Genomic DNA, 11,799 nt, shown 5'->3' with positions numbered 1-11,799 from the left:
GGCGAACGACAGAACGGACCGAGCTCCCATCCGCCGTACCACGAACGCGGTACACGAAGGCGGCCCCGTACCCCCGCGGGAGGGGCGCCCCTTCACCCCTGAGTCTGCTCCAACTGTCAGAGACACCCCGTACGGTTAACGCATGGATCTTCGACTGCCCCGGCTACGAGGCCTGCTCAGGCGGCCGCGACGACTGACCGCCGCCGCGGCCGCCGTCGTAGCGCTCGCCGGCGCCGGGACATGGACAGCCGTCGCCGACGACGACCCACCCCCGGTGCACAGCGAAACCAGGGTCATGTCGATGGGGAACGGCGTGCGCATAGACACCTCGTACTTCACGCCCTCCACCGACGGCAGGCACCCCGCCGTCCTCCTGGGCCACGGCTTCGGCGGCAGCAAGAACGACGTACGTCAACAGGCCGAGGACCTCGCCCGAGACGGATACGCCGTACTCACCTGGTCCGCCCGAGGCTTCGGCAAGTCCACCGGCAAGGTGGGCCTCAACGACCCCAAGGCCGAGGTCGCCGACGTCGAGAAGCTCATCGACTGGCTCGCCGAGCAGCCCCAGGTCCAGTTGGACAAGACCGGCGACCCCCGCGTAGGTGTGGCGGGCGCGTCGTACGGCGGCGCGATCTCCCTCCTCGCCGCCGGCTACGACGACCGCGTGGACGCCATCGCCCCGGCGGTCACCTACTGGAACCTCTCGGACGCCCTCTTCCCGAACGGCGTCTTCAAGAAGCTCTGGGCCGGCATCTTCGTCAACACGGCAGGCGGCTGCGACAAGTTCGAGACGCAGATCTGCCAGATGTACGAGCGGGTCGCCGAGTCCGGCACTCCCGACGCACAGGCCGAGAAGCTGCTGGAGGAGCGCTCCCCGGAGGCCGTGGCCGACCGCATCAAGGTCCCCACTCTCCTCATCCAGGGCCAGACCGACTCCCTCTTCCCCCTCGACCAGGCCGACGCGGCCGCGAAGGCGATCCGGGCCAACGGCGCCCCCGTCGACGTCGACTGGATCGCGGGCGGCCACGACGGCGGCGACATGGAGTCCAGCCGCGTCCAGGCCCGGGTCACCTCCTGGTTCGACCGCTACCTCAAGGACGACAAGAGCGCCGACACCGGCCCCGCCTTCCGCGTCACCCGCACCCTCGGCACCGGCACCAGCGACGGCGAGACCCGGCTGAGCGGTGTGAGCGCGGACAAGTACCCCGGCCTGGAGGGCGACGAGAAGACGTTTCCCCTCACCGGCCGCGAGCAGAGCTTCGCCAACCCGGCCGGCGCCAACCCGCCCGCCATCTCCGGCCTGCCCGGCCTCGGCAGCGCAGGCGGCGGCCTCGCCCAGCTGTCCTCGCTCGGCGTCAGCCTGTCCCTCGACTTCCCCGGCCAGTACGCCTCCTTCGAGTCGGCCCCCGTCCGGGACGACGTGCAGATCACCGGATCGCCGACGGTCACCGTCCACGTGAAGTCCACGAGCGACGACGCCGTCCTCTTCGCCAAGGTGTACGACGTGGGCCCGGGCGGCGGCCAGCAGGTCCTGCCCTCGCAGCTGGTCGACCCCGTCAGGGTCGAGGACGCGAAGGCCGGCAAGGACGTCACGCTCACGCTCCCGGCGATCGACCACGAGATCGAGGACGGCCACCGCCTGAAGCTGGTCCTCGCCTCCACGGACCTCGGCTACGCCTCTCCGACGGCTCCGGCGACGTACACCGTCTCGCTCAAGGGCGACCTGTCGGTCCCGACGGCGCTCAGCGACACGAACGCGAAGGCCCCGCTGCCCGCATGGGTCTGGTGGCTGCCGCTCGCCGGCGCGGTGCTCGCCCTGATCCTGCTGGCGACCGGTCGGCGGCGTACGGCGGCGCCCGCCAAACCCGATCCCGGCCTGTCCGAAGTCCCGTTGCAGATAAGGGACTTGAGCAAGCGGTACGCCAAGTCCGCCGACCGTTACGCGGTCAGGGACCTCTCCTTCCGCGTCGAGAAGGGCCAGGTCCTCGGCCTTCTCGGCCCGAACGGCGCGGGCAAGACCACCACCCTCCGCATGCTGATGGGCCTGATCAAGCCGGACGGCGGCGAGATCCGCGTCTTCGGCCACGCGATCGCGCCCGGCGCCCCCGTGCTGTCCCGCGTCGGCGCCTTCGTCGAGGGCGCGGGCTTCCTCCCGCACCTGTCCGGCCGCGAGAACCTGGAGCTGTACTGGCAGGCGACCGGCCGCCCGCCGGAGGACGCCCACCTGGACGAGGCGCTGGAGATCGCGGGCCTCGGCGACGCGCTGTCCCGCGCGGTCCGCACCTACTCCCAGGGCATGCGTCAACGCCTCGCCATCGCCCAGGCCATGCTCGGCATGCCGGACCTGCTGATACTGGACGAGCCGACCAACGGCCTCGACCCGCCGCAGATCCGCGAGATGCGCGAGGTGATGATCCGGTACGCGGCGGCCGGCCGCACGGTCATCGTCTCCAGCCACCTCCTGTCCGAGGTCGAGCAGTCCTGCACCCACCTCGTGGTCATGGACCACGGCAAGCTCGTCCAGGCGGGCCCGGTCGGCGAGATCGTCGGCTCCGGCGACACGCTGCTGGTGGGCACGGCCGCCCCCGTGGACGAGCCCGTCGTGGAGAAGATCGCCGCACTGCCGGGCGTGGCCTCGGCCGTCGTGGCCGAGGGTGGACTGCTGGTCCGCCTCGACGCCGATGGCAGCGCCTCGCGCCTGGTCGCCGAGCTCGTACGACTGGAAGTCCCGGTGGAGTCGGTGGGCCCCCACCGCCGCCTCGAGGACGCCTTCCTCACCCTGATCGGAGAGTCCGCATGAGCAGCACGCTGACCGACCGCGCGGAGGTGGCCGACGGCTACCGCGCGGGCCGTACGCTGCCCATCCGGGTCGAGCTGGGCCGGCAGTTGAAGCGGCGCCGCACGCTCGTCATGGGCGGCATCCTGTTCGCCCTGCCGTTCGTCCTGCTCATCGCCTTCCAGGTGGGCGGACCGGGCGAGGGCAACACCCGGGTCAACCTGATGGACACGGCCACCGTGTCCGGGGCCAACTTCGCCGCGGTGAACCTCTTCGCCTCCGCGGGCTTCCTGCTGGTCGTCCCCGTCGCGCTGTTCTGCGGGGACACGGTCGCCTCGGAGGCCAGCTGGTCCTCCCTGCGCTATCTGCTGGCGGCACCCGTGCCCCGGGCCCGCCTGCTGTGGTCCAAGCTCGTCGTCGCCCTGGGCCTCAGCCTGGCCGCGATGGTGCTGCTGCCGCTCGTCGCCCTCGCCGTCGGCACGGCGGCCTACGGCTGGGGACCACTGGAGCTCCCGACCGGGGGCTCGCTGGCCGCGGGCACGGCCGCCGAGCGCCTGCTGATCACGGTGGCGTACATCTTCGTGTCCCAACTCGTCACCGCCGCCCTCGCGTTCTGGCTCTCCACCAAGACCGACGCCCCGCTGGGCGCGGTCGGCGGCGCGGTCGGCCTGACCATCGTCGGCAGCGTCCTCGACGAGGTGACGGCCCTCGGCGACTGGCGCGAGTTCCTGCCCGCGCACTGGCAGTACGCCTGGCTCGACGCCGTACAGCCCCAACTCCAGTGGTCCGACATGATCCAGGGCACCTCCCTGTCGATAACGCTGGCTCTCGTGCTGTTCGCGCTGGCCTTCCGGGGTTTCGCCCGCAAGGACGTGGTGTCCTAGGTCACCGGAGGATCACCTACCGGTCTCAACAGCCGTCGCCCGTGCCCTCTTCGAGACTCATCCGCAACGCTCCGTAGCGCACGTTCCGGCCCCCTGGCCCGTCACAGTCACAGACGTCAGCGTCAACTGGCTTAGGGGGCACGGACAATGGAGCGACACCGAATACGACACCTGCTCGCCGTCACCGCGTTGGGCGGGCTGCTGCTCATGGGATGCGGCCAAGGCGCCACCGGGGACAACAGCAGCAGCAAGGACCGGTCGGGCTCGGGCGGGGCGACCGGCTTCCCGGCCCCCGCCTACAGCGGGGAAACCGACACGGACGAGGACGACGAGTCCCGCGACCTCGCCCCGTCCCCCGACCACCTCTCCACCTTCGCCCTCGACGTGGACACCGCCTCCTACGGCTACGCCCGCCGCACCCTCGCCGACGGACAGCGCCCCGACCCGTCGACGATCCGCCCCGAGGAGTTCGTCAACAGCTTCCGCCAGGACTACGAACGCCCCGACGGCAACGGCTTCTCGGTCACCGTCGACGCCGCCCGCACCGACGAGGAGGACTGGTCCCTCGTCCGCGTCGGCCTCGCCACCCGCGCCGCCGAACAGGCCGGCGAACGCCCGCCCGCCGCCCTCACCTTCGTCATCGACATCTCCGGCTCCATGAGCGAACCCGGCCGCCTCGACCTCGCCCAGCACTCCCTCGGCGTGATGACGGAACGCCTGCGCGACGACGACTCGGTCGCGATCGTCACCTTCAGCGACGAGGCCGAGACGGTCCTGCCGATGACCCGCCTGGGTGGCAACCGCGACGAGATCCACGACGCCATCGACGGCCTGGAACCCACCTACTCCACCAACCTCGCCGCCGGCGTCGAGACCGGCTACGACACCGCCGTGGACGGCCTGCGCGAGGGCGCGACGAACCGCGTCGTCCTCGTCTCCGACGCCCTCGCCAACGACGGCGACACCGACCCCGACTCCATCCTCGAACGCATCGACGGCGCCCGCCGCGAACACGGCATCACCCTCTTCGGCATCGGCGTCGGCAGCGACTACGGCGACGCCCTGATGGAACGCCTCGCCGACAAGGGAGACGGCCACACCGTGTACGTCTCCGGCGAGGACGACGCCGAGCAGGTCTTCTGCGAGCAACTCCCGCAGAACATCGACCTCACCGCCCGCGACGCCAAGGCCCAGGTCGCCTTCGACCCCGAGACGGTCGAACGGTTCCGCCTCGTCGGCTACGACAACCGCCGCGTCGCCGACGACGACTTCCGCGACGACCGCGTCGACGGCGGCGAGGTAGGACCCGGCCACACGGTCACCGCCCTCTACGCGGTCCGCACGAAGCCCGGTGCGGAGGGCCATCTCGCGACGGCGACGGTGCGCTGGCAGGACCCGGAGACCCGGGCCCCGCACGAGGAGTCCGGCCAACTGGACACGGACTCCCTTGACAACACCCTCTGGAACGCAACCCCCCACTTCCAAGTAACAGCAGTAGCCGCCTACTTCGCCGACGCCCTACGAAAGGGCGACGATCGCTGGGACTCCCTGCCGGGTGCCTGCGGTCTCACAGAACTCTCGGATCGAGCAGAGGAGTTGGCGAAGAGGACGGAGGACAAGGCCGTACGGCAGCTGGCGGAGACGATCGCCCAGGCGAAACACCTGGACTCCTGAGAGGGCTTGGTGAGGCGCCCCTTCAGGGGCGCGGGGAACTGCGCGACCAGCCCCCACCGGCCCGCAGCAAACGAACTACGCAACCCATTGACCATTCCTTACGCGCGAGTAAGTTAACGCCTCAGTCAACGCCGCCGACCGGGAGCCGCCATGGGCGTACGCAAAGACCTGAAGCGGGCAAAAAAACGACGCACCGACCTCGCGGCCCGCGCCAAGGTCGAGACCGTCAGGGACGAACACGGCGTCGTGCGCGAGGCCAGCTCACCGGCCCTCGCCCCGCCCGCGACGACCGGCAGCACCGCCGACCTCCCGTTCACGAACGCGGCAGAGGCTCCGGACGCCGTAGTCCTGCGCCGTAAGGAAAGTGACACCTGGCGGCCCGTCACCGCCGCCGCCTTCGCCGCCGAAGTCACCGCCGTGGCCAAGGGGTTGATCGCCGCCGGCCTCGAACCGGGCGGCCGGGTCGCCGTGATGTCCCGCACCCGCTACGAGTGGACGGTCCTCGACTTCGCGATCTGGGCGGCCGGCGGCCAGACCGTCCCCGTCTACGCGACCTCCTCCGCCGAGCAGGTGGAGTGGATCGTCCGCGACTCCGGCGCCCGGCACGTCGTCACCGAGACCGCCGAGAACACCGCCACGGTGACGACGGGCACGGCCCGCCACGAACAACCCCCGCACATATGGGAGTTGGAGGCGAACGCCCTCACGGAACTCGTCGCCCTCGGCCACGACATCCCCGACGAGGAGGTCACCAAGCGCCGTACGGCCCTGACCCCTGACACCATCGCGACCATCTGCTACACCTCCGGCACCACCGGCAAACCGAAAGGCTGCGTCCTCACCCACGCCAACCTGCACGCCGAGGCCGCCAACACGGTCGAGCTGCTCCACCCCATCTTCGAGGAGGTCACCGGCCAGGTCGCCTCGACCCTCCTCTTCCTCCCACTCGCCCACATCATGGGCCGCACGCTCCAGATCGCCTGTCTGATGGCCCGCATCGAGATCGGCCACTGCCCGAGCATCAAGCCCGACGAACTCCGCCCGGCGCTCAAGGAGTTCCGCCCGACCTTCCTCGTCGGCGTGCCGTACCTCTTCGAGAAGATCCACGCCACCGGCCGCGCCACCGCCGAGAAGATCGGCCGCGCCGCCTCCTTCGACCGCGCCGACCGCATCGGCGTCCGCTTCGGCCAGGAGTACCTGGACAAGTTCCTCGACAGGAGCAAGGGCCCGAGCCTCGGCCGCTACGCCGCCTGGGCCCTGTACGACCTCCTGGTCTACCGCCGTATCCGCAAGGAACTCGGCGGCCGCATGCGCTACGCCATCAGCGGCGGCTCCCCGCTGGACCGCAACCTCAGCCTCTTCTTCTACGCCGCCGGAATCATCGTCTACGAGGGCTACGGCCTGACGGAGACCACGGCGGCCGCCACGATCGTGCCCCCGCTCGACCCCCGCCCCGGTACGGTCGGCCAACCCGTCCCCGGCACCGCGATCCGCATCGCCGACGACGGTGAGGTCCTCGTCAAGGGCGGGGTCGTCTTCGCCGCGTACTGGAACAACCCGGCCGCCACCGACGCCGTACTCCAGGACGACTGGTTCGCCACGGGCGACCTCGGCGCGCTCGACGAGGACGGCTACCTCACCATCACCGGCCGCAAGAAGGACATCCTCGTCACCTCGGGCGGCAAGAACGTCTCCCCGGCCGTCCTGGAGGATCGCCTGCGCAGCCGCGCACCGGTCGGCCAATGCCTCGTCGTCGGCGACAACCGCCCCTTCGTCGCCGCCCTGATCACCCTCGACCCCGAGGCGATCGCTCACTGGCTGTCGGTCCGCAAGCTGCCGGCCGACACGCCGGTCACCGAGCTCGTACGGGATCCGCGGCTGCGCGCCGACGTTCAGAAGGCCGTCGACTACGCCAACGAAGCCGTCTCCCGCGCCGAGTCGATCCGGGCCTTCACCTTGGTCGAGGGCGAGTTCAACGAGGACAACGGCATGCTCACCCCGTCCCTGAAGGTGAAGCGGCACACGGTGATGTCGGCGTACGCGGAGGAGATCGAGGCGCTGTACCGCAAGTGACATGCGAAACGGCGGGCCACCGGAGAACCGGTGACCCGCCGTGGCGGAGATCCGAGGATCAGCCGTTGCCCGCGCCGTTGCCGGAGAGGGCCGAGATGTCGTCCAGGATGTGCGACAGCGGCTCGTCGCCCTTCGCCTGGGTGCTGTTCTCGACACACTGCTGGTTCTGCGGGGCCGACAGGATCGGCACGTCCTGCAGGACACCGACGGCGACGAGACCGACGATCCCCTGGGCGTTCAACTTCGCCGGCAGGCCGACGCAGGGCTTGTTCAGCGAACCCTGGACCAGCGAGAGCTGCGGGCTCATGTCGCCGAACGTGGCCGAGTTGCCGAACTCCGACGAAGCGCCGTTGCCGCTCGCGGAGGTCGTGCCGTTGTCGTCACCGATGGCAAGAGCCTGGGGGGCGGCCGCAGCCGAGACGCCGGCGACGGAAGCGGCGATAGCCGCGGTAGCCCACAGCTTCTTCATGTTCATTCCCTTCGAAAAGCGGACTCCGGGGAGGAGCTGCATGATCGAGAACGGCCCAACCCCGGCCGGGGTTGCGGTCTTTGCCCCGATTGGCCCAGCGCACTCACGGAGCCGGTGAGCGCCCCTCAGTGGCAGGCGTAGGAGCTCCCACGGACCGGGGCCGAGTTCGCCAGCCGGGGCGGGTCCTTGGGCCTGGGGTTCGCGCCGACCTTGATCAACGGACGGTCCGCGCGCAGCTTCGTGAACATCGCGTCCGCCTTCTTCCGGTCCCAGACCAGCGTCGAACCGATCTCCGGGTGCAGCTCGTTGAACCCGGAGATCGGCACGGTCGCGAACTCGGTCGACGTCGCCGGCACCTCGCTGAGCGCGGCCGCCAGCTCCACCAGTTCGCCGGCGCCGAAGCCCTGGTCGACCCGCGCGGACCCGAGCAGCGTCTTCACCAGCCGGGCCGACGCCACCGGCTCGGTCAGCAGCTGCCGTGCCTGGAGCTCGCGCAGGGCCCCGACCAGGAACCGCTGCTGACGCTGGACCCGCCCGAGGTCGGCACTGGCGTCCACATGCCGGGAGCGCACGTACTGCAGCGACTGCCCGCCGGTGAGCCGGTGCTTGCCCGGCTTCAGATTGAGCTTGGTGGCCGAGTCCCGCAATGTCCGCGGGGTGCACACCTCGACACCGCCGACATCGTTCACGGCGTCGATGAAGCGCCGGAAGTCCACCTGGAGGTAGTGGTCGAAGTCCATCCCGGTCATCGACTCCACCGTGGCGACGGCGAGCGGGGCGCCGCCCTCGGCATAAGCGCCGTTGATCTTCGAGGGATGCGACGGATGTTCCTCGCCGGTCTTCTCGTCGCGGTGCGGAGGGAGATCGGCGTAGGAGTCGCGCGGGAGGCTGACGACGCTCACGCGGTCCCTGCGGGCCGACACGTGCACCACCATCAGGACGTCGGTGCAGTCGCAGGCCTGGCCGCCGGCGTAGAACTCGCGCTTTTCCGCGGCGGAGATGGTGGCCCGGCTGTCCGTGCCCATCAGCAGGATGTTCATCGCCTTGGGGGCGGGGGCCTGGACGGGGTGGAAGGTGTTGCCGAGCAGGGCGGCTGTGGAAGCCAGCACGACCGAGAGGGAAGAAAAGGTTCTCTTCATCGTCACGGGCAGAAAGTAAGCCAGCGGGCCGCCGAGAGTACGGCGGCCCGCTGACGGGAGCTCAGAAACCAGCCCCTGGGCTCAGAGGCCCTTGGTGCGACTGGCTCAGTCGTTGCCGCCGCCGTTGCCGGAGAGGGCCGAGATGTCGTCCAGGATGTGCGACAGCGGCTCGTCGCCCTTGGCCTGGGTGGAGTTCTCGACGCACTGCTGGTTCTGCGGGGCCGACAGGATCGGCACGTCCTGCAGGACGCCGACGGCGGCGAGACCGACGATCCCCTGGAGGTTCGCCTTCGCCGGGAGGCCGATGCAGGGCTTGTTGAACGAGCCCTGGATGAGCGCCATCTGCGGGCTCATGTTGCCGTAGGTGGTCGAGTTGCCGAACGACTGGTGCGCACCGTTGCCGCTCGCCGACGTGGTGCCGTCGTCGTTGCCGATCGCCATGGCGGGGGAGGCGACACCCACGACGGAAGCGGCGACCGCGGCGGATGCCAGAACCTTCTTGATCACTTGCTAGTCCCTTCTGGAGAAACCCCGTCCACCGGAGCGCTCTGGTCAACTGTCCAGGGCCCGCTTGGTTGCTCCCTTTCACTCCGATGGCGCAGTGAAAAAACGACCGCGGCACCCGCGATTCGGTAAATGGCGCCGGGATACCGGCCCGATCGGGTGAAGTGGCGAAACCAAACACCGTGGAGCTGGTTGATGCGAGAGCAGGAACGTGCGTCGTGGTGATGCACCAGGAAAGGAACTGAAATGCTGAAGAAGGCAATGGCCGCCGCAGCGGTTGCTGCGTCCGTCGTCGGTGCCGCTTCCCCGGCCATGGCCATCGGGAACGACGAGGGCACGACGTCGGCGAGCGGCAACGACGCACACGAGGCGTTCGGCAACTCGGTGACCAAGGGCGACATGAGCCCGCAGGCCACGCTGGTCCAGAGCACGGCAAACAAGCTCTGCGTCGGCCTGCCGGTGAAGGCGAACGCCCAGGGCATCGTCGGTCTCATCGCCGCCGTGGGTGTGGCCCAGGACATCCCGGTCCTGTCGGCCGCGCAGAACCAGCAGTGCGCCGAGAACTCGACGCAGGCCAAGGGTGACGAGCCGGCGTCGCACATCCTGAGCGACATCTCGGCGCTGGCCGGCAATGGTGTGAAGAACGGCTGATCTGCCGTTACGAAATCACCCGGGCGCCCCGCTCTTTCGAGCGGGCCGTCCGGGTGTTTTTCGCTGATGTACCGTCAATTTCCTTCCGCCGCCCGGGTGAACCGTTTTCTCTCCTGCTCTACCTCGCAGTGGATCTTCGGCGTCAATTATGTGAAGGCGTTCGAGTGAAATACCCGGCGACACACGTTCCGTAGTTTCTTCGCGCGTCTATCCCTCGTTTTACAGCCTGCAGGTCATGGTGCGAGCCGTTCCGACTGTGCTCGCTCGGTTTCGACCGTCACAGGGCATGACCGCAGAGAAGGGAAATCTCATGAAGAAGACCGCTGCTGTCGTCGCGGGCGCGATCATGGCCCTCGGAATGGCCGCCCCGGCCTTCGCCGACGCCGGTGCCGAGGGCGCCGCCTTCGGCTCCCCGGGTGTCCTCTCCGGGAACGTGGTCCAGGTTCCCGTTCACGTTCCCGTCAACGTGTGCGGCAACTCGGTCAACGTCATCGCGCTGCTGAACCCGGCGTTCGGCAACGAGTGCGTCAACAAGTGACGACGTAACGCACCAGCCGCTCGGCTGTGTCATGGCCGGCCTTGGACGTCTTCCATTCGTTCAAGGCCGGCTTTTCCCACTTCTTCGAGCAGGAAGACAACGAGATTGCGACAGACCCTGAGCAGGGGAATGGTCGCGGCCGCCGCCGCGACGAGCATCCTGTCCCTGTGCGGCGGTTCCGCCCTCGCGGACACGGACGCGAACGCGACCGCCAAGGATTCGCCCGGCGTGCTGTCCGGCAACAGCGTGTCCGCGCCGGTCGACGTGCCGGTCAACGCCTGCGGCAACTCCGTGAACGTGATCGCCGCGCTGAACCCGGCGTTCGGCAACTCCTGCGCGAACGGCTCGTCTTCGCACAAGGACGGATCGCACCACGGCGGCCACGGCTCCGGTTACGGCTCGGACCACGGTTACGGTTCGGACCACGGGTACGACTACGGGTACGGCGACGACGAGGGCGCGTCCGGCTCCTCGGCGGGCGGGAAGACGCACGGTTCGCCCGGCGCAGGCTCCGGCAACAACGCGCAGGCGCCGGTCGACGTGCCGGTGAACGTGTGCGGGGACACCGCGGACGTGATCGCCGCGCTGAACCCGGCCTACGGCGACGACTGCGACAGCGGTGACACGTCGGGCGGTGGCGGATACGGGGACACGCCTCCGACGAAGCCGCCGCACACGCCGCCCACGAAGCCGCCGACCACACCGCCCACGAAGCCGCCGACCACACCGCCCACGAAGCCGCCGACCACACCGCCCACGACGCCGCCTCCCACGGGTGGGGACCAGACACCTCCGTCCACGACGCCCCCGCCCACAGGTGGGGACCAGACACCCCCGTCCACGACGCCGCCTCCCACGGGCGGCGACCAGACACCTCCGTCCACGACGCCCCCGCCCCCCGGTGGCGACCAGACCCCGCCGCCCACCGGTCCGCCGCCGCACCTGCCCGACACGGGCAGTGGCGAGGCCATGCTGGCAGCCTCGGGTGTCAGCGCCGCGATGATCGCGGGCGGGGCCGTCCTGTACCGACGAGGCCGAGCCGCGTCCCGTCGGTAGTGCGTCGGGTGCCGGGCGTCCAGGGCCCGGCACCC

At 69.9% G+C, this 11,799-nt stretch carries 10 protein-coding genes; 7 read left to right on the top strand and 3 right to left on the bottom strand.

What is annotated here, in order from left to right; translation table 11 throughout:
- The first annotated feature begins 142 nt into the window (after nucleotides 1-142).
- From IG08_RS0114325 to IG08_RS0114310, 4 genes are all read left to right on the top strand, one after another.
- On the top strand, nucleotides 143-2,800 hold the full coding sequence (locus IG08_RS0114325; protein ID WP_030600930.1) for a CocE/NonD family hydrolase: 2,658 nt from the start codon (nucleotides 143-145) through the stop codon (nucleotides 2,798-2,800).
- The gene (locus tag IG08_RS0114320; protein ID WP_030600927.1) at nucleotides 2,797-3,660 is read left to right on the top strand and encodes an ABC transporter permease; all 864 of its coding nucleotides are present in this window, start codon (nucleotides 2,797-2,799) and stop codon (nucleotides 3,658-3,660) included. Before IG08_RS0114325 ends, IG08_RS0114320 begins: the two co-directional genes overlap by 4 nt.
- A gap of 147 nt (nucleotides 3,661-3,807) precedes the next feature.
- Nucleotides 3,808-5,334, top strand: coding sequence for a vWA domain-containing protein (locus IG08_RS0114315; protein ID WP_030600925.1), 1,527 nt, complete (start codon nucleotides 3,808-3,810; stop codon nucleotides 5,332-5,334).
- Between the two features lie 150 nt (nucleotides 5,335-5,484).
- Nucleotides 5,485-7,407: an AMP-dependent synthetase/ligase gene (locus IG08_RS0114310; protein ID WP_030600922.1), complete on the top strand. Its 1,923-nt coding sequence runs from the start codon at nucleotides 5,485-5,487 to the stop codon at nucleotides 7,405-7,407.
- A 58-nt stretch (nucleotides 7,408-7,465) separates the two neighbouring features.
- Here IG08_RS0114310 and IG08_RS0114305 read toward each other — a convergent pair whose 3' ends face one another.
- The 3 genes from IG08_RS0114305 to IG08_RS0114295 all read right to left on the bottom strand — a co-directional run bounded on the left by IG08_RS0114305 (nucleotide 7,466) and on the right by IG08_RS0114295 (nucleotide 9,522).
- Nucleotides 7,466-7,876 (bottom strand): rodlin, encoded by a 411-nt coding sequence (locus IG08_RS0114305; RefSeq protein ID WP_030600919.1) that lies wholly within the window; start codon nucleotides 7,874-7,876, stop codon nucleotides 7,466-7,468.
- A gap of 125 nt (nucleotides 7,877-8,001) precedes the next feature.
- The gene (locus IG08_RS0114300; protein WP_234342874.1) at nucleotides 8,002-8,985 is read right to left on the bottom strand and encodes an LCP family protein; all 984 of its coding nucleotides are present in this window, start codon (nucleotides 8,983-8,985) and stop codon (nucleotides 8,002-8,004) included.
- Nucleotides 8,986-9,120: 135 nt separating this feature from the next.
- On the bottom strand, nucleotides 9,121-9,522 hold the full coding sequence (locus IG08_RS0114295) for a rodlin (protein WP_030600915.1): 402 nt from the start codon (nucleotides 9,520-9,522) through the stop codon (nucleotides 9,121-9,123).
- A gap of 243 nt (nucleotides 9,523-9,765) precedes the next feature.
- On the opposite strand from IG08_RS0114295, the gene IG08_RS0114290 reads away from it, so the two are divergent.
- The 3 genes from IG08_RS0114290 (at nucleotide 9,766) to IG08_RS62730 (ending at nucleotide 11,764) form a co-directional block, all read left to right on the top strand.
- Complete coding sequence (locus IG08_RS0114290; protein WP_030600912.1) at nucleotides 9,766-10,170, top strand: rodlin; 405 nt, start codon at nucleotides 9,766-9,768, stop codon at nucleotides 10,168-10,170.
- Between the two features lie 310 nt (nucleotides 10,171-10,480).
- Nucleotides 10,481-10,708: a chaplin ChpD gene (gene chpD, locus IG08_RS0114285; protein WP_030600908.1), complete on the top strand. Its 228-nt coding sequence runs from the start codon at nucleotides 10,481-10,483 to the stop codon at nucleotides 10,706-10,708.
- A 105-nt stretch (nucleotides 10,709-10,813) separates the two neighbouring features.
- Complete coding sequence (locus tag IG08_RS62730; protein ID WP_106980936.1) at nucleotides 10,814-11,764, top strand: chaplin; 951 nt, start codon at nucleotides 10,814-10,816, stop codon at nucleotides 11,762-11,764.
- Nucleotides 11,765-11,799 lie beyond the last annotated feature (35 nt).

It is taken from the genome of Streptomyces fulvoviolaceus, from assembly GCF_000718165.1.
Lineage (GTDB): Bacteria > Actinomycetota > Actinomycetes > Streptomycetales > Streptomycetaceae > Streptomyces > Streptomyces fulvoviolaceus.
The sequence above is the reverse complement of the archived record's forward strand: the minus strand, read 5'-3'. Positions and strand labels throughout refer to the sequence as shown.